The organism is Arthrobacter sp. Y3224055 (assembly GCF_059090825.1).
Map to the genome: position 1 here is coordinate 637,225 of NZ_JBNHGB010000001.1, position 18,008 is coordinate 655,232.

15 protein-coding genes are annotated in these 18,008 nt (G+C 69.5%); 9 read left to right on the forward strand and 6 right to left on the reverse strand.

The genetic code is table 11. The features are described 5' to 3' along the window. Positions 1-136 precede the first annotated feature (136 nt). From AC5RTY_RS03080 to AC5RTY_RS03095, 4 genes are all read left to right on the forward strand, one after another. Positions 137-520 carry an RNA-binding S4 domain-containing protein gene (locus tag AC5RTY_RS03080; protein ID WP_494000818.1) on the forward strand — a complete coding sequence of 128 codons (384 nt, stop codon included), beginning with the start codon at positions 137-139 and terminating at the stop codon, positions 518-520. A 286-nt stretch (positions 521-806) separates the two neighbouring features. Beyond that, entirely contained in the window at positions 807-2,213 is a 1,407-nt protein-coding gene (locus tag AC5RTY_RS03085; protein ID WP_494024251.1) for an NAD-dependent succinate-semialdehyde dehydrogenase, read from the forward strand. 303 nt (positions 2,214-2,516) lie between these two features. After that, entirely contained in the window at positions 2,517-3,638 is a 1,122-nt protein-coding gene (locus AC5RTY_RS03090; RefSeq protein ID WP_494024250.1) for a fatty acid desaturase family protein, read from the forward strand. A gap of 91 nt (positions 3,639-3,729) precedes the next feature. Then, on the forward strand, positions 3,730-4,794 hold the full coding sequence (locus tag AC5RTY_RS03095) for an ATP-dependent DNA ligase (RefSeq protein ID WP_494012967.1): 1,065 nt from the start codon (positions 3,730-3,732) through the stop codon (positions 4,792-4,794). Positions 4,795-4,876: 82 nt separating this feature from the next. Here the strand turns inward: AC5RTY_RS03095 and AC5RTY_RS03100 are convergent, their stop codons facing one another. Continuing rightward, complete coding sequence (locus AC5RTY_RS03100) at positions 4,877-5,902, reverse strand: LLM class flavin-dependent oxidoreductase (RefSeq protein WP_494024249.1); 1,026 nt, start codon at positions 5,900-5,902, stop codon at positions 4,877-4,879. A 35-nt stretch (positions 5,903-5,937) separates the two neighbouring features. Next, the gene (locus tag AC5RTY_RS03105) at positions 5,938-6,984 is read right to left on the reverse strand and encodes an NAD(P)-dependent alcohol dehydrogenase (RefSeq protein ID WP_494000823.1); all 1,047 of its coding nucleotides are present in this window, start codon (positions 6,982-6,984) and stop codon (positions 5,938-5,940) included. Positions 6,985-7,162: 178 nt separating this feature from the next. Between AC5RTY_RS03105 and AC5RTY_RS03110 the strand changes: the two genes are divergently transcribed. Both AC5RTY_RS03110 and AC5RTY_RS03115 read left to right on the forward strand, forming a co-directional pair. Further along, on the forward strand, positions 7,163-7,639 hold the full coding sequence (locus AC5RTY_RS03110; protein ID WP_494024247.1) for an SRPBCC family protein: 477 nt from the start codon (positions 7,163-7,165) through the stop codon (positions 7,637-7,639). A gap of 536 nt (positions 7,640-8,175) precedes the next feature. Then, positions 8,176-8,577, forward strand: a complete 402-nt coding sequence (locus AC5RTY_RS03115; RefSeq protein ID WP_494138956.1) for a VOC family protein — start codon at positions 8,176-8,178, stop codon at positions 8,575-8,577. A gap of 50 nt (positions 8,578-8,627) precedes the next feature. Here the strand turns inward: AC5RTY_RS03115 and AC5RTY_RS03120 are convergent, their stop codons facing one another. Genes AC5RTY_RS03120 through AC5RTY_RS03130 form a run of 3 tightly spaced genes read right to left on the reverse strand, consistent with a single transcriptional unit; the run spans position 8,628 to position 11,636 of the window. After that, positions 8,628-9,581: an ABC transporter permease gene (locus AC5RTY_RS03120; protein ID WP_494024245.1), complete on the reverse strand. Its 954-nt coding sequence runs from the start codon at positions 9,579-9,581 to the stop codon at positions 8,628-8,630. After that, the gene (locus tag AC5RTY_RS03125; RefSeq protein ID WP_494138957.1) at positions 9,571-10,536 is read right to left on the reverse strand and encodes an ABC transporter ATP-binding protein; all 966 of its coding nucleotides are present in this window, start codon (positions 10,534-10,536) and stop codon (positions 9,571-9,573) included. Before AC5RTY_RS03125 ends, AC5RTY_RS03120 begins: the two co-directional genes overlap by 11 nt. Continuing rightward, positions 10,533-11,636 (reverse strand): LolA family protein, encoded by a 1,104-nt coding sequence (locus AC5RTY_RS03130; RefSeq protein WP_494024243.1) that lies wholly within the window; start codon positions 11,634-11,636, stop codon positions 10,533-10,535. Before AC5RTY_RS03130 ends, AC5RTY_RS03125 begins: the two co-directional genes overlap by 4 nt. 507 nt (positions 11,637-12,143) lie before the next feature. Between AC5RTY_RS03130 and AC5RTY_RS03135 the strand changes: the two genes are divergently transcribed. Then, positions 12,144-13,286 (forward strand): acyl-CoA dehydrogenase family protein, encoded by a 1,143-nt coding sequence (locus tag AC5RTY_RS03135; RefSeq protein ID WP_494024305.1) that lies wholly within the window; start codon positions 12,144-12,146, stop codon positions 13,284-13,286. A gap of 204 nt (positions 13,287-13,490) precedes the next feature. Here AC5RTY_RS03135 and hrpB read toward each other — a convergent pair whose 3' ends face one another. Further along, positions 13,491-16,121, reverse strand: a complete 2,631-nt coding sequence (hrpB, locus tag AC5RTY_RS03140) for an ATP-dependent helicase HrpB (RefSeq protein ID WP_494024304.1) — start codon at positions 16,119-16,121, stop codon at positions 13,491-13,493. 245 nt (positions 16,122-16,366) lie between these two features. Between hrpB and AC5RTY_RS03145 the strand changes: the two genes are divergently transcribed. Both AC5RTY_RS03145 and AC5RTY_RS03150 read left to right on the forward strand, forming a co-directional pair. Then, on the forward strand, positions 16,367-16,783 hold the full coding sequence (locus tag AC5RTY_RS03145) for a ChaB family protein (protein ID WP_494024242.1): 417 nt from the start codon (positions 16,367-16,369) through the stop codon (positions 16,781-16,783). 166 nt (positions 16,784-16,949) lie between these two features. After that, positions 16,950-17,885, forward strand: a complete 936-nt coding sequence (locus tag AC5RTY_RS03150; protein WP_494024241.1) for a transposase — start codon at positions 16,950-16,952, stop codon at positions 17,883-17,885. Positions 17,886-18,008 lie beyond the last annotated feature (123 nt).

Here is an 18,008-nt window from a genome sequence, read left to right on the forward strand (position 1 = left end):
ACAGCGCCAGTGAACCTGCGGGCCAACTGGCTGTGAACTCGGGGTGAAAGGAAACACCACCGAGGGCCGGGGCGCGGCGACAACGCTATGGGACCGCCAAGGGACGCCGCCGCGGCGACGCTAGACTCGGAGGGGCATGAACACTTCCGCCAATACCCCGAGCTCGGTGCGCGTCGATGCGTGGCTGTGGGCCATCCGCGCCTACAAGACCCGCTCCGCGGCCACCGCCGCCTGCCGTGCCGGACACGTCCGGCTTAACGGCAACCCGGTCAAGGCCTCCCAGCCGGTGGTCCCGGGCGACACCCTGCGCGTGCGGCAGCCCGGCTACGAACGGATCCTGGAAGTGCGCCGGCTGATCGCCAAACGGGTAGGAGCCGAGGCGGCCTCGCACTGCTTCACGGACCACACGCCGCCGCGCCCGGCGATGCCCTCGCTCGGAATCCCGCAGCGCGACCGGGGTGCCGGCCGGCCGACTAAGAAGGACCGGCGGGAGATGGACAGGCTGCGCGGCCCCCGCTAGGAACGGGAGCGTGGAAGCACTTCGGTGGTCCCTGGGAACGGGAGCCCGGCCGCGCCTCGGCGGCCGCTCAGACCGGAAACCCTGGAAGCTATTCGGTGGCCTGACGGGCCCGGTGCTGCACCGCCCCGCCTGCGTTGACGGCCAACCCAGGCCGTGCCGGGCTTCTTACTTCCATGCCGTGAGCGTAACTCACTTCACATAACCGGCCGGACGGTACAAGATGGGAACAGGAGACGGCCGCGCCGCCGTCCCGCTGCTATGTCATTATCTGAAGGAGATCAGGGCTGTGACCACCACTTCCCACGCCGCTTCATCCACTCAGCCGGGCTACCGGGTCCAAAACCCGTCCACCGGCGAGGTGGTCGAGGAATTCCCCACTGCCACCGACGCCGAGGTCAAGGACGCCCTCGCCAGGTCCCAGGCTGCCTACACAGCGTGGAAGGCCACGCCGATCACGGACCGCGCGAAGGTGGTGTCCCGCATTGCGGAACTGTTCACCGAGCGGGCCGACGAGCTCGCCGCGATCATCACCGAGGAAATGGGCAAGCCCCTGTCCGAGTCCAAGGGCGAGGCCGAGTTCTGCACCGACATTTTCAGCTACTTCGCTACTGAAGGCCCCGACCTGGTGGCGGACCAGGAAATCAAGGCCATCGGCGGCGGCCGCGCCATGATCCAGAAGCTGCCGGTCGGCCCGCTGCTGGGCATTATGCCGTGGAACTACCCCTACTACCAGGTGGCCCGCTTCGCCGCGCCGAACCTGATGCTGGGCAACACCATCATCCTCAAGCACGCCGAGACCTGCCCCCGCTCCGCCTTGGCCATCCAGAAAATCATGGACGACGCCGGCGTGCCCGAGGGCGTCTACATCAACCTCTTCGCCAGCCACGAGCAGATCGCGGACATCATTGCCGACCCGCGCGTGCAGGGTGTCTCGCTGACCGGCTCCGAGCGGGCCGGCGCCATCATCGGCGAACTCGCCGGCAAGAACCTGAAGAAGGCCGTCTTGGAACTGGGCGGCTCCGATCCCTATGTGCTGCTGGACACCGACGACGTCAAGGCGGCCGCCGAGCAGGCGTGGGCCACCCGCATCGAGAACACGGGGCAGGCCTGCAACTCCAACAAGCGCATGATCGTCATGGAGGACATCTACGACGACTTCGTGGCCGAGCTGACCAACCTGGCGAAGGACCTCAAGCCCGGCGACCCGGCGGAAGAGGCCGAGGGCACCTTCGCTCCGCTCTCCTCCCGGGCGGCGGCCGAAGGTTTGGCGGAGCAGCTCAAGGACGCCGTCAACAAGGGCGCCACGCTGCACGCCGGCGGCACCCTGCACGATGGCCCCGGCGCCTACCTGGCCCCGGCCGTCCTGACCGGCGTCACTCCGGAGATGCGCGCCTACCGTGAAGAGCTCTTCGGCCCGGTCGCCGTGGTCTACAAGGTCAGCAGCGACGAGGAAGCCCTGGAACTGGCCAACGACACCGACTACGGCCTCGGCGGCGTCGTCTTCTCCAAGGACGAGGAGCGCGCCCGCAAGATCGCCCAGCAGCTGGAGGTGGGCATGGCCAACGTCAACGGCGTTGGTGAAGGCGCCGACATTCCGTTCGGCGGCGTGAAGCGCTCCGGCTTCGGACGGGAGCTTGGCCCGCTGGGCATGGACGAATTCGTCAACAAGCGCCTGTTCTACATCGCCGACTAACCGGTCCGGCATCGACTGATCAGCAGGCGCCCTTCCCGCTCGAGGGAAGGGCGCCTGCTGATCTTTGCTTTCTGAGACGGCCAGGGTTTGGCATGGCGGCGCAACAGGGCTTAAGGGTGCCGCCGCAGTCCCCCCGCAACAGTCCCTTGCCGCCAAGCAATATTTAAATCGGCCCGGATGATGGCCGGGACGCCTCCTACCGATGACAGATTCGCGCAGCGCCGGTACATTCACAAGACTGGTGCTGAAGCTTTACGGCCGGCTGCACCGACTGTATTTACCCCGCCGGACGCAAGGCACGTCATGGACTTTCAGCCCGAGCCCCAGACCAATACGGCTCCCCAACCCAATTCCGCTCGCGAACTGGATCGCCCGTCCCGGGCACCGAACAGTATCGCGGCCGAATACCTGGCGCTCATGGCCCGCATGAAATCGGCCGGTCTGCTGACTCGCCGCAGGGGCTACTACATCACCCTCTTCGCTGTGCTCATGATGCTGCTGGCCGCGGCGTGGACAGGGTTTTCGTTGCTCGGGAGCAGTTGGTTCCAACTGCTGATCGCGGCCGGGATGGGGATACTGTTCACCCAATTCGCCTTCCTGGCGCACGAAGCGGCCCATTGGCAGGTATTCAAATCCAAGCGGGTCAACGAATGGGCTGCCCGGCTGGTTGGCACCTGCCTGGTGGGCATCAGCTACGCCATGTGGATGCGCAAACACACCAAGCACCATGGGTTTCCCAACACCGTGGACAAGGACCCGGACATCAGGACTGGGTCCATCGCCTTCCACCCGGACGCTGCGGCCGGGCGCCGCGGCGCGATGGTCCGTGTCACCCGGCTCCAGGGCTACCTGCTGTTCCCGTTGCTGCCGTTCCTGGGCTTCAGCCTGTACGCGGATTCCTTCAAGTACCTGGTCCGGCAGGCCAAGGTGGAGCACCGCTGGCTGGAGCTGGGCATCCTCGCGGCCCGCGCCGCCGTGCTGCTCACCGTGGTCTTCTGGCTTCTGCCCTTGGGGCAGGCGTTCGCGTTCATCGGCGTGCAGATGGCGGTCTTCGGCTTTTACATGGGCGCGTCGTTTGCCCCGAACCACAAAGGCATGCCGATCTATTCGAAATCCAGCCGGCCGGACTTCGTCACCCGACAGGTGACGGCCTCCCGCAACATCCGCGGCGGCTGGATGATGGACCTGCTGATGGGCGGTCTGAACCGCCAGGTCGAACACCACCTGTTCCCCGACATGCCCCGTCCCTGCCTGAGCAAGGCGGCGCCGATGGTCCGCCAATACTGCCGCGAGCACTCGATCCCGTACACGGAGACCAGCCTGCTGGCCTCCTATGCGGCGATAGTCCGCTACCTGGGCGCCGTCGGAATAGCCGCCTCCGATCCCTTCCACTGTCCGGTGGCGGATATCTACCGCCGGGTCTGAGCCCGCGCGGGCCCGGATTCCTTGCGCCCGGGGCGTCCTCCCTGTCTGCGCTGGCATGGACACCGGCTGGGCCAGCACAGAGAATGGGCGCATGGACCTGCCCGTGATGCCACCCGTTCCGCCCATGCTGGCCAAAAGCGTGGCCAAGATCCCCGACGGCGGAATGACGTACGAGCCGAAATGGGACGGCTTTCGGTCAATCATCTTCCGCGATGGCGACGAGGTGGAGATCGGCAGCCGGAACGAGAAGCCCATGACTCGCTACTTCCCCGAACTGGTGGACGCGTTCCGTGAGCAGTTGCCCGAGCGCTGCGTCGTGGACGGGGAGATCATCCTGGTGGGCAAAGGCGGCGACAGGCTCGACTTCGAGATGCTGCAGCAGCGCATCCATCCGGCGGCCAGCCGGGTCAAGCTCCTCTCGGTGCAGACTCCCGCCCGGTTCGTGGCCTTCGACCTGCTCGCCCTCGGCGACGACGATCTGACCTCGCGCCCCTTCGAGGAACGGCGGGCCGCGCTGGAGAAGGCGCTCTCCGCCGTCGTCAATCCCATCCACCTGACCCGGGCCACCACCGACCCGGTGGTGGCCGAGCGGTGGTTCGGAGAGTTCGAGGGGGCCGGGCTGGACGGCGTGGTGGCCAAGCCCTTGGACGGAAAGTATCAGCCGGACAAGCGGAGCATGTTCAAGATCAAGCACGAGCGCACTGCCGACTGCGTGGTCGCGGGCTACCGCGTGCATAAGAGCGGGCCGGGCCTGGTGGGCTCGCTGCTGCTGGGCCTGTACAACGACGGCGGAACCCTGGTGCACGTGGGCGTGGCCGGGGCGTTCAGCATGAAACGCCGCAAGGAACTGTTTGAGGAGCTGCAGCCGCTGATTGCCGATTCGGACGGCCATCCCTGGAACCGGGAACAGCACGAGGCCGGCGAGCGCACACCCCTGACCACGGAGGGCAGCCGCTGGAGCGGCGGCAAGGACCTGTCCTTCGTGCCGCTGCGCCCGGAAAGGGTGCTGGAGGTCAAATACGACCACATGGAGGGCGAGCGCTTCCGGCACACCGCGCAGTTTGTCCGCTGGCGGCCGGACCGTGATCCGGAGTCGTGCACCTACGGGCAACTGGACGAGCCGGTTTCCTACGACCTGAACGACGTGCTGCTGTAGCGCGCCGGGCCGGGACTCAGTCCCAGCGGCCCGCCGCCGTCGGCCAGCCACCCCGGCGACGAGCCGACGGCGGCCTGGTTTCTCAGCGCCAGCCGGCGGCCGGTGCCACGTGCTGCACGATGTTGCCCAGCATCTTCACGTTGTACTCCACGCCCAAGTAGTTCGGCACCGTCAGCAGCACGGTGTCCGCGGCCTGCACCGCCTGGTCCCGGACCAACTCGGCGCCGATTTTGTCCGGATCCCCGATGTAGCTCCTGCCGAACCGCGAGCGCGTACCGTCGAGCATGCCGACCTGGTCGTGCTGGTCGGCCTGGCCGCGGAGCCCGAAGTAGCGCTGGTCTTCGTCGTCGACAATCGGCATCACGCTGCGACTGACCGACACCCGCGGAACATGCGCGTGGCCGGCCTTCTGCCAAGCCTCGCGGAACAGGTGGATCTGCTCGGCCTGCAGTTGGTCGAAGGGCACGCCGGTGTCCTCGATCAGCAGGGTGCTGCTCATCAGGTTCATGCCCTGCTCCGCGGTCCACACGGCGGTGGCGCGGGAGCCCGCACCCCACCAGATCCGCTCCGGCAGCCCCGGGGACGTGGGCTCCACGGGAAGCATGCCGGCATGCCTGCCCTGGAGGTGGTTCGGGTCGGCGGGGACCATGCCCGCACCTGTGATGGCCCGGCGGAACACCGCGGTATGGCGCCGGGCCATGTCCGCATCGGTCTCGCCCTCGGCCGGCCGGTACCCGAAGGCCGCCGCACCGTTCAGCGCCGGCTCGGGTGACCCGCGGCTGATCCCCAGTTGCAGCCGCCCGCCGCTGATCAGGTCCGTGGCCGCCGCCTCTTCGGCCATGTAGAGCGGGTTTTCATAGCGCATGTCGATCACGCCGGTGCCGATCTCGCTCCGGTTGGTCCTCGCGGCGATCGCTGCCAGCAGCGGAAACGGCGAGGACTGCTGCCGCGCGAAGTGGTGCACGCGGAAATACGCGCCGTCCACCCCAACTTCCTCGGCCGCAACCGCGAGCTCGATGCTCTGCAGCAGCCCTTCAGCGGCGGTGGGAACCGGCGAGCCGACGGCGGGGCTCCAATGGCCGAAGGACAGGAAACCGATGCGCTTCATATCCGCCACAACCCCGCCGCCGGCACTTCAATTCCCTAGCTCCCGTGCGGAACCACCACGGCTCGGCCGCTGAGCTCGCCGGCCTGTAGCTTGCGGTAGGCCTCCAGCGCATCGTCCATGCTGTAGCGCTCGATCTCCGGAACGATCTGCCCGGCCTTGTACATGTCCACCACTTCGTGCAGGTCCTCGATGGTGCCCCAGTAGGTGTTCGTGATGACGGACTCGTACGGGTTAGTGAAGAAGCTCCACTCCAGCGTGCCGCCGGCGATCCCCACCACCGTCAACCTGGACAGCCGGGCCATGGAAGCGGCGGCGGTCTTGACGGTCGGGCCCACGCCCACGAAGTCGAACGCGGCATCGACGCCCCGGCCGCCGGTGATGTCACGGATCCGCTCGGCCTGCCCCTCGCCGCCGGAAACGGTCACGGCGCCGGCCTCTTCGGCCTTGCGCATCGCTTCTTCCTTCATGTCGGTGGCGATGACGGTGGCGCCGGTCAGCGCCCTGAGGATCTGCACGGCGATCTGGCCCAGGCCGCCCAGCCCGATGACCAACGCGTACTTGCCGCCGCCGGCCAGGTGCGGCAGCGACTGCTTGATGGCGTGGTACGGAGTCAGCGCAGCGTCGGCCAGCGGCGCCGCGGCCACCGGATCGGCGTCGCCGAGCGGCACCAGGTTCCGCGCCGGCACGGTGACGTACTCGGCCATCCCGCCGTCGCGCCCCAGTCCCACGCCGAGGTAGGGCATCTTGGCCGCGTTCTCGCAGTAAGTGTCCTGGCCGCGCGAACACGCCTTGCAGTGCCCGCAGCCAATCGGCCCATAGACCAGATAGGCATCGCCGATGTTGAAGCCTTCCACGCCCTCCCCGAGCTCTTCGACCCACCCGGAGTTTTCGTGGCCGAGCGTAAACGGCGGCGGCACCGCCCCCGGGCCGCCGGCCTCGAAGTCGTTGTAGATGGCGACATCGGAGTGGCAGGCTCCGGCGCCGGCGACCTTCAGCAGCACCTCCCCGGCCCGCGGCTTCGGCCGCTCCACGTCCTTGATGGTGGGAAAAGTCTTGAAGTCCTCGAACACTACAGCGCGCATGATTCACTCCTGCCGGTTGACTCTGCGATAGCTACACACGCCACCCTACGCACCGCGGAAAATGGTCAGCAAGCTGTCTATCGAGTTGTCACGTTTCACCAGTCTGTGTAGCGTAGGCCACGAGGCCACCTCGAGGGGCGCACCAGCGGCCCTGGCCCGATTCCAAAGGAGGCAACTGATGCAAACCGTGGAAGAAACCATTGATGTAGCCGTTCCGGTCCGCACAGCGTACGACCAGTGGACGCAGTTCGAATCCTTTCCGAACTTCATGTCCGGCGTTGAGTCCGTGACCCAGCTGACCGACACCACCAACCATTGGAAGACCAAGGTCGGCGGCGTGGAGCGCGAGTTCGACACCGAGATCGTGGAGCAGCAGCCGGACGAGCGCATCGCCTGGCGCAGCGTCGACGGCAAGTCCCACGCCGGCGTCGTCACGTTCAGCCGGCTGGGCGCCGACAGCACCAAGGTCTCGGTGCGCTTCGAGTGGGATCCCGAAACCTTCACCGAGAAGGTCGGCGCCGCCCTGAATATCGACGACAAGCAAGTGAAGTCGGACATGCGCAAGTTCAAGGAGTTCATCGAAACCCGCGGCGCCGAAACCGGCGCCTGGCGCGGAGAAGTGAAGGACAGCGGCCCCATCGGCACGCAGCTCTAAACTTCCAAAACCCCAAGCGCGACGGCGGTGGGCCGGCTCTCGGAGCCGGCCCACCGCCGTCGTTTGGTCGCCCACCTGACAGCGCTGTCGCAGCAGCCGGCCCTTCCAAGCCAACAAATTTTTCCGGATTCTCCCCCCATTTTCTGGTTATCCGGTTTACTCTAGGCCGCAGGGGATTAACTGAGTGGCGATGGGGGCCAATCATGCGGAAAAATCACAAACGACCGGAAGCCAATCCGGTGACGGACATGGAGCGGATGGGACCTAAGCCTGTCCACGGATCCGGGGACAGCACGGGGATGCCGAATCTGGCAGCGGCCCAGATACCCGGCCCCGGAACAGGGCACATTGTGGCCGGCGAGGATCGGCGTCTTCCGGATGATGCTGCCGATCCGCTGGAAAAGGAAGGCCACCTAAGCCGGCCGCGCCGCACCCGCGGCTGGCTTCCCTGGAGCCGTGGAACCGGCCGCCACCGCCTCGCTTAATCAGCACCGGCACCACACCATCAGCATCCGCGTCCAGCGAAGGAGCCCGCCATGGCCCGTCCCGTGCACTTTGAGATCCAGGCAGAAGACCTGGAACGAGCCAAAAACTTCTACGCGACCGTGTTCGGCTGGACGTTCGAGGACTATTCACAGGTCACCGGCACTCCCTACTACGGCGTCGTGACCGGCCCGGAGGACCAGCCCGGCATCAACGGCGGCCTCATGCAGCGCCCCGCCCCCACCCCGGACAGCGGCCAGGGCACCAACGCCTGGGTGGTCACCATGGAGGTGGATGACTACGACGCCACCGAACGGAAAATTTTGGAGGCCGGCGGCCAAACGGCCCTGCCGAAGTACGCACTACCCGGAATGGCGTGGCAGGGCTACTACCTGGACACCGAAAACAACACCATCGGCATCCATCAGCCCGACGAACAGGCCGGGATGTCGTAACCAGACTTCCGGCGGCGGACAGCCGCCGTCCATCTCCGGCGGCGAACGTCTTAGGACAGCACGTCCTTGGTGCTGAAGCGGCCGTAGGCCAGGGCGCAGGATACGGCGATGTAGGCGCCCTGTAGGACGGCGTTGGCTCCGAGGGCGTCCCAGGAGATGGGCTGGCGCAGCAGGTCGGCGAAGCTCAGCCAGTGGTGGGTGAACAGCCACGGGTGCAGCCACTCCAGCTGCGGCAGCGCGCCGACAATCTGGGTGACGACGGCCAGCACTGCCGTCGCCGCCATGGCGCCGACGGGGACCTCGGTGAGAGTGGAGATAAAGAGCCCGATGGCCGCCAGCCCGGCCAGCGACACGGCAACGTAGGCGGCTACGAGCAGCAGCCGAACCAAGGACTCGCCGACGCCGATCGTGTCGCCGGACAGCAGGGTCACCGGTCCGACGCCGAAGAGCAGGCCGCCGATCAGCGCGCCGGTGGCCGCGATGGCGAGCGCCGCCGCCATGCAGAAGGCCACGGCCGCACCGTACTTGACGGCCAGCAGCCGCAGCCGGCCGGCCGGGGCGCTGAGCAGGTAGCGCAGCGTGCCGTGGCCCGCCTCGCCGGCGATCGTGTCCCCGGAAACGACGCTGACGGTCAGCGGCAGGAACAACGGGATGGACACCACCAGCCCGGTCAGCGCCACGAACAACCCGTTGTCCGTGATCCGGTTGAGGAACGGTGGACCGCCGCCGGGCCCTCCCTCGTCCGCGGCGAACCGGACCACCACCGCGATGAGCGTCGGTACGGCGGCCAAGGCCAGCAGCATGGCCCACGTCCGGCCGCGTCGGAACAGCACGCTGAGCTCGGAACCGAAGAAGGCCCATCCGGCGGACTTCCCGTTTTCCCGTCCCTGGGCCGGAGCGGCCGCCGAGGCGCCGGGATTTTCCTCGTCGGCGGCCTCGACTTCCACGATTTCCGGCCCCGGCCGGCGGTCGCCACCCCTGCTCGGCTGCTGCTCACTGGACAACGTCGAATCCCTCCCCCGTCAGCTCCACGTACCGGTCCTCGAGGCTGCTTGCCTCCACGGCGAACCCGCGGATCCGGACGCCGTCCGCCACGAGGGCGGCGGCGATGTGCTCAGGCAACAGACCGCGTTGGTTCATCGGGGCGTTCACGTGTCCGTCGAGTGCGGTGCTCGGGACCTCGGGTTCCAGGCCCAATCGGCGCAGCACGCCGCGGGCGGCTTCGATGTCCGGGGTCTGGACGCTCACGTGGGTGAGCCCCGCCCGGCGCACCTCGTCCAGGGCCCCCTGCGCCACCAGCCGGCCGGCGCGCATGACGGCCGCGTGCGTGCAAATCTGCTCCACCTCGGAGAGCAGGTGGCTGGAGACGAATACCGTGGTGCCCTCCCCCGCCAGCGAACGGACCAGGCTGCGGACTTCGCGGGTGCCCTGCGGGTCGAGCCCGTTGGTGGGTTCGTCCAGCACCAGGAGCTGGCGCGGCATCATCAGGGCGTTGGCGATGCCCAGCCGCTGCTTCATGCCCAGCGAGTAGGCGCGCACCTTCTTGTCCGCGGCATGGGTCAGGCCGACCCGCTCCAGCGCTCTGTGGATCCTCGCCCGCCGAGTCTCTGACGGGGCATGGCGGTCCGCGGTGTCCAGCCGGTGCAGGTTCGCGGCGCCGGACAGGAAGGGGTAGAACGCCGGGCCTTCGATCAGCGCTCCGACCCGCGGAAGCACGTCCCGCAACGACCCGGGCATGTCCTGCCCGAAGATCCGGACGCTCCCGCTGGTGGCGGCGGCCAGCCCGAGCATGACCCGGATGGTGGTGGTTTTTCCCGAGCCGTTGGGGCCCAGGAAGCCGAAGACGGAGCCGTGCGGGACGGCCAGGTCAAGGGAGTCGACGGCGGTTTGCCGGCCGAAGCGTTTGGTCAGTCCGGAGGTCTCGATGACCAGCGCGGCAGGGTTGCCGCTGCCGTTCACCGGGCCTCCGCGGCTGCCTGCAACGACTCGAACGGGACCGAGCCGGCCAGAACGCGGCCATCGTCGGTCAGGTACACGTTGACCAGGGCGGTGGAGATCAGCCGGCCGCCGTCCACCGCTTCGGTGGCCTGGGCCAGCAGGGGCGAGTCTTCCCAGCCCTCCGGCAGGGCCCCGGCGGGGACTTCCGCCACGGTCTCCCAGCCGGAGCCGTGGAGGGTGACGTCATCCCGCAGCGCGGCAGCGCCACCGCCGTGCCGGCCATGGCGTCCGGACGGTGACTGCTCTCCGTGCCGCGGCACGGCCTTTTCGGTGACGCTGGCACCGGCCGGCGGGGTGAACTCGAACAGGCCCTGGTCCGGGGCCTCGAGGCTTAGCTTGCTGAAGCCCAGCTGGAACGCCGGATCCTGCTGTCCCCGGGCAGCGAGCCGGAGGCTGAGCGGCAGGCCGGTCTCGGCATCGACGGCGACGGTCACGGATCCCACCAGCGTGTCCGCGGTGTTCGGCTCCACCAGCAGCTGATAGGCACTGCGGCCGGCGACCTCGGTATCGGCGCCGACGGACACCTTCGTTTCCGGGCCGATCTTGGCCAGCAGGTGATCGGCGAGCTGTTCGGGGGTGTAGGCGCCGCCCGGATGCCGCGCACCGCCGTCGTGATTCTTTCCGCTGTCCGCACCGGAGGGCAGCGTCAGGTGGACCGCCTCGTTCTCCTTGGAGCTGTAGACCCAGGCCTCGGTGCCGTTGCGGATCACGTCGCGCTCCGCAAAGCGGTCGAAGAGCTGCAGCCGGGCCTGGTCCGGCCCGTCCAGGTAGACGCGCGCGGTGCGGGAACCGGTCAGCAGTTCCAGCGCCTCGGCCACCTGTCCGCCCTCGTCGGCGGGCAGGTCCTCGGGAAGTTCCGGCAGCCCCAGCGCGGAGTCCTGTTCCAGCGTGCCGGAGAGTTCCCGGACGTCGCTGTCCGCCACGAATTCCAGCAGCTGCTGCGGGGTCTTGTCCGGCAGATCGGTTGCGGCGTTGGCCTGCAGGGAACCGGTGAGCACTCCGCCGGCAATGACTGCGGGCACGACGGCGGCGGGCAGCCAGCGCTTCCACGTCCGGTCCATGGCACATCACCTTTTCTGCTGCAGGACTCGCTTCCCAGCCTACGCTTCCCGCCTCGCCGGGTCACCAGTCCCAGCGAAGCCGGCACCGGATGCCGGTCTGAACGCCCGCCTCCCGCCGGCCCGAGCTCCGAGCGGCCGATCGTCGACACGGGCCCCGAAAGATGGCTGTCGTTCCGCGGCAAGTTCCAGAGCGGCCGATAATCGACACAGGCCCGTCGCGGAAGGCCGCTCTCGCACAGCTCGGCCGCTCTCGAGGTCTGCGGCCGTCGCCGATGTCCAGCGACTGCTCCTGTTGCTCGGCAGCGCGGTCCGACCGGCCGCGACACCGGCCCCCACACCGGCCCGCACACACGCCGGGGATCATGCTTGTCAGGCCCCTGTTGCCGTGTTGTAGTTGACTCACGCAATGACATGGACGCACCGCAGCGTCCCGGCGAACCCGGCTTGGCTGCGGCAATCCAGGCGCCGGTCCGACACCCAGGCCGGTAGCCGGAGGGGTGAGTGGCGATGGTTGTGCAACGATTGTTGCCGACGGAGGAAGCGCAGGACCTGATCGAACTGGTCCGCGACATCGCGGACAGCGAGCTGCTCCCGCAGGCGGCCGCGGCCGAGGCCGCCGAACGATTCCCGCGCGGGGTCTTCCGGATGCTGGGGGAAGCCGGGCTGCTCAGCCTGCCCTACCCGGAGGAGTTCGGCGGAGGCGGCCAGCCGGCGGAGGTCTACCTGCAGGTCCTCGAAGAACTCGGCGCGGCGTGGGGCAGCGTGGCGGTGGGCGTCAGCGTCCATGCCCTCTCCTGCTTCCCGCTGGTGCATTTCGGCAGCGATGCGCAGCGCAAGACCTGGCTGCCGGACATGCTCTCGGGCGACACGCTGGGTGCTTACTGCCTCTCCGAGTCGCACGCGGGCTCCAACCCGGCGGCGATGCGCACCCGCGCCGTCCGGAAGGGCGATGGCTACGTGATCCGCGGTGCGAAGGCCTGGACCACGCACGCCGGCGAGGCCGATTTCTACACGGTGATGGCCAGGACGTCCGACGATCCCCGGCACGGGATCTCCTGCTTCCTGGTTCCGGCCGACGCCGAAGGACTGAGCGCGGCGCCGCCCGAGCACAAGATGGGGCTGACGGCCTCGACCACGGCGACGATGAACTTCGACGACGTGTACGTCCCGGCCAACCGCCTGATCGGCGAGGAAGGCCAGGGCCTGGCGATCGCCTTCGCGGCGCTGGACTCGGGCAGGCTGGGCATTGCGGCGGTGGCCGCCGGGCTGGCCCAGGCCGCGCTGGACCTAGCCGCCTCCTACGCCAACGAGCGCGAGGCCTTCGGCAAGCGGCTGATCGAGCACGAGGGGCTGGCCTTCCTGATCGCCGACATGGCGGTGGAGGTGGAAACCGCGCGCGCCATGTACCTGGCGGCGGCGCGGCTGAAGGACGCCGGCCTTCCCTACGGCCGGGAGGCCTCGATCGCCAAGCTGGTGGCCACCGACAACGCGATGAGCGTGACGACGAACGCCGTGCAGGTGCTGGGCGGGGCAGGCTACACCCGGGACTTCCCGGCCGAGCGGTATATGCGCGAGGCCAAGGTCATGCAGATCTTCGAGGGCACCAACCAGATTCAGCGGCTGCTCATCTCCCGCCACTTCATCCGCTGACTGAAACCGGCCGGACAAGACCCGCTGACGGCAGCAGTCCGCCCGGCTGTGTGCGGCACGCGCCGGACCATGCCGAACCGCCGGGGCGCGACGCGTCCGGCGCCAGGTCGAGCCGCCGGGGCGGTCCGCCCGGTCGGGGCGGAACGCGCCGGACCGTGCCGAACCGCGCGTCCGGCGCCCAACCCAGCCGGCACTGTCCGGCCGTTACCTTCGGTGCTTGGTCCGCGCGGTGGCCGGCGCGGTCCACGGGTCCTCCGGCCACGGGTGCTTCGGGTACTGGCCGCGCATCTCGGCGCGGACCTGCGCGTAGGGACCGGACCAGAAAGACGCCAGGTCATCGGTGACGGCCAGCGGCCTGCCCGCGGGCGAGAGCAGGTGGAACAGCACGGGGACCCGACCGCCCACCAGCCGGGGCGTGTCCGCCCAACCGAAGCACTCCTGCAGTTTGACCGCCACTACCGGGCGCTCTCCCCCGTCCCGTTCCGGGTAGTCGATCCGCACCCGTGAGCCGCTGGGAACCTCCAGCCGCTCCGGCACGAGCTCATCGAACCTCGCCGCTTCCGGCCAGGGCAGCAGCCGGCGCAGCGGCTCGGCCAGGTCCACTGCGGCGGCCGGCTTCCCGCCGGCCAGTGCCTCCAGTTCCGGCGCCAGCCAATCGGCCAGCCGCCCCAGCAAGGCTGCGTCCGCGACGTCCGGCCAGGGCGCGCCCAGCTCGCGGTGCAGCAGGGCCAGCCGGCGGCGCAGCCCCTTGGCTGCCTCCGACCAGCCAAGGATGCCGAGCCCGCGCTCTCCCAGGGCCCGGGCTACCGCCTCCCGGCCCTCGTCCCGCGACGGCCTGACCGGTGCCGAGGAGAGCACGATGGCGCCAAGCCTGCGTTCCCGGCGGGCCGCGAGTTTGCCTGACTCGAAGCGAGCCTCCACCCGGTCGGTCATCAAATGCCGTGCCGCCGCTGCCGCCGTTTCGCCCGCCAACGGGGCGGCGGCGCGGATCACCGCCCCCGTGCCTGCCGCGTCGCGGCCCTGCGCGCGGGACACCTCGGCCACAGCCAGCCACTCGTGCCCGGCCAAGGCACTGCCGGACGGAAGCCCGGCCCGGGTTCCGGACGCCAGCAGGTAGGTTTGCCCGGGACCGGGCACGCGGCGGGCGACCCGTTCGGGGAAGGCCAGCGCCACCACGAAGCCGGCATGCTCCGCCGGGAGCACCTCACCGGTGGAAGGCACGACGGCGGTGGCCTCCTGCCGTGCGATGCCCTCCAGCCGCTGCGCCTCCTCCCGCCAGCGCCGGGCGGCGGGGTCGGCGCGGCCGGCCGAACGCAGCCGGGACAGCAGCACCGTGAGGTCGGCCCCGGGTGCCCGTTCCTCGCCGGAGACCAAGGCGACCACTTCGGCGGCCACCGGCCGGCCCACCACCGCCGCACCATCCAGCAGTGCCCGGCCCAGCCGGGGGTCGGCCGGAACCCGGGAGAGGACACGCCCCACATCGGTGGCCCGCCCGCCGTCGTCAATGGCGCCCAGCTCATGCAGGGTGCGGACGGCATCCGCCATGGCCGGCGCCGGCGGCGCGTCCGGAAGCCGCAGCCCCTCGCCACCCGGGGCACCCCAGCAGGCCAGCACCAGGGCGGCACCCGTGAGGTCGGCGACGGCGATCTCCGGGGTCGGATGGTTGGGCGCGGCGCCAAAGGTTTTCGGCTCGTAGCAGCGCACCACGGTGCCCGGCCCCTGGCGGGCTGCGCGGCCGGCGCGCTGGTCGGCGGAAGCGCGCGAGGCCGACACCGTCACCAAACCGGACATGCCGCGGGCGGCGTCCCGGCGGGGTTCGCGCGACAGCCCGGAGTCGACGACCAACCGCACGCCCGGCACGGTGAGCGAGGACTCGGCCAGCGAGGTGGAGACGATGATGCGCGGCGGCCCGCCGGGTTCCCGGCCGGAAACGGCGCGGTCCTGCGTGGCCGGATCCGCCTGCCCGTGCAACTCCAGCACCTCGGTGCCGGTGCCGCCACCGCCCGTGCCGCCGCGGACCCTGTCCCGGATCGCCGCGGCCACCTGCTGCACTTCCCAGGCTCCCGGCACGAAGACCAGGGCGTCCACCGAGGAGTCGGCCGCGAGCGCCTCGGCGTGCGCGGCCGCCGCGGTGAACGCGACGTGGTCCAGGAAACCGCGGGCCACTCCCCGCCCGTCCAGCCGCGGCACCGAGGCGGGAGCCCACCGCACGTCCAGGGGATGCAGCGCCGAAGGGCAGTCGACCACCGGGGCCGGCCCTTCGCCGTCGTCCGCGCCGATCAAGGCGGCGAAGCGCGGCGCGTCCAGGGTGGCCGACATCGCCACCAACGTGAGATCCCCGCGCAGCTGGCGGACCTCGCCGAGCATGCCGACCAGCAGGTCGGTCTCCAGGCCGCGCTCATGCACTTCATCCAAAATCACCGCGTCCGTCCCGTCCAGGCCGGGATCGGTGAGCAGCCTGCGCAGCAGGATTCCCGGCGTGACGAATTCGATCAGCGTCTGCGGGCCCGCCCGGCGTTCCCCGCGCACCGTATAGCCGACGCGTTCGCCCAGCCGGCTCCCATCCAGCGCGGCCAGGCGCCTGGCGGCGGAACGGGCGGCGACCCGGCGGGGCTGGGTGACCACGATGCGCGGACGGCCGCCAGCCGCTGCAGCGGCCACGAGGTTGGCGACCAGCGGCGGAACCAGGGTGGTCTTGCCCGTGCCCGGCGGGGCCTGCACGACGGCGGTGCCCGCCCGGGTGCCGGCGGTTGCGGGTTCCTCGTCCCCAGGGCTGCCCGTCAGGGCTGCGGCCAGGTGATTCAGTGACTCGGCGAAGACCAGGCCTTCGCCCATCGCGGCCAGGTCGAAAAGGACGTGGCGGTGCGCGGGTTCCTGCGGGATTGGCTGGCTCACCCTTCCATTGTGCCGGTGCCTGTCGTGCCCTCCGGCATCGCCGCCTCTCCCCGTCGGCAGGCGGCCGTCCCGCCGTCGTTGTTCGCGCTTCCAGACCCCGGCGAATCTCCCTTGGCAGCGCCGACGAACTGTGCCACGTTGGAGGTGGAATGGCGAACAATCCTTTTTGAAGGGACGTGGTTCAGATGCCGAAGACGACGAAGAGCGGCAAGCCGAAGCAGAGCGAATTGCCCAGCACGCTGCAGCGGTCGGGCAAGAAGGCCCAGGAGACGTTCGCGGAAGCCCATGATTCCGCCGCCGAAACGTACGGCGACGAGGAGCGTGCCCACCGCGTGGCCTACAGCGCGCTCAAGCACACGCACGAGAAGGTGGGCGACCACTGGGAACCGAAGGAAAAGAAGGGCCCCTCCGACCCGCAGGCCGAGGGCGGCGCCGGCACCTCCCGGGAAACCAAGGGCGGGGTGGACGCAAACGCCTCCAAGCAGCACCTCTACGATCTGGCCAAGAAGCTCGACGTCCCCGGCCGATCGAAGATGGACAAGTCGGAGCTCGTCGATGCGCTGCGCAAGGCCAACGACCGGGAGACCAGGAAGGCCCGGTAGCTGCCGAGGACCCCGCTTCTGCCGCCGGCTTGCCGGCCGAGGTGATCACCGCCGCCGGACTCCGGGTGATGGGTGCGGGCGCCCGCCCCTGGCCCCCAAGGCACGGCTGCACCACGGGCTTGGCCGGAAACAACGGGGCTTCAGCCGCTCCTATTAGGCTGGGCACATGGACCTGGAGAGCGCGGCACGGGAGCTGTACGCGCTGCTGCCCGGCGAATTCACCGCCGCCCGCAACGCTCGGGCCAAGGAGGCAGCCCAGGACGGCCACAAGGAACTCGCCGGGCAAATCAAAGCGCTGGCAAAACCGTCGACCGCGGCCTGGTTGGTCAATCTCCTGAGCCGGCAGCGGAGCGCTGACATCGCGGGAATCGTGGAACTGGGCCACGCCATGAGCGAAGCCCAGGAACAGCTCGATCCGCAACTACTGCGCCGACTGGGTGACCAGCGCCGGGAACTGTTGGCCGCCGTGGCGGCGGAGGGCCGGAAGCTGGCCGATGAGCTCGGGCAAAAGGTGAGTGCCGCGGCGGTCGCCGAGGCGGAGCAGACGCTGCATGCGGCGATGGCGGATGCCGGTGCGGCGGCGGCCGTAACCAGCGGCCTGCTGACCGAGTCGCTGTCGTCGAACGGGATCGACCCGGTGGACCTGGACGGCCGGGTGGCCCTGCCGGGCGTGGGCGCTCCCCCGGATGCTGCTGCCGAGCCGGCGCCACGCCTCCAGCCGAAGCGGTCCTCGCGGGACGAACTCGCCGAGCGCCGGGCCGCCAAGGCCGAACGGGCTGCCAAGCAGGAAGCCGAAGAGGCCGAGCGGCGGCGCCGGCAGGCGAGGGCGGCGCTGGACAAGGCGGAGCAGCGCAAGGAAGACGCCGAAGCATCGGAACAGAAGGTGCTGGACAAGCTTGACCAACTGCAGAACCGGCGGGACGAACTCGTGGGCGAGCTCGCCGAACTGAAGCGGCGCATCGAGGACCTGGAACGGGAGGTCGCCTCCACCGATCGCAAGATGGAGGCTGCCGAGGAAGACCTGGTGTCCGCGGCCAAGACCGCGGATCGGACGCGCAAGGCCGCCGCAGCGGCACGGCGGGAGTTGGCCGAGCAGGAATAGTCTTCTCGCGGCAGCCGCCGCAGGGCAGCAAGTCAGCGGGGCAGCGAGACGCGAGGGAACATGTAGCCTAGGTCTCAAGTCCGGCCCGGGCGGAATGCCCGGACCGGCCGGAGCCGACAGGGG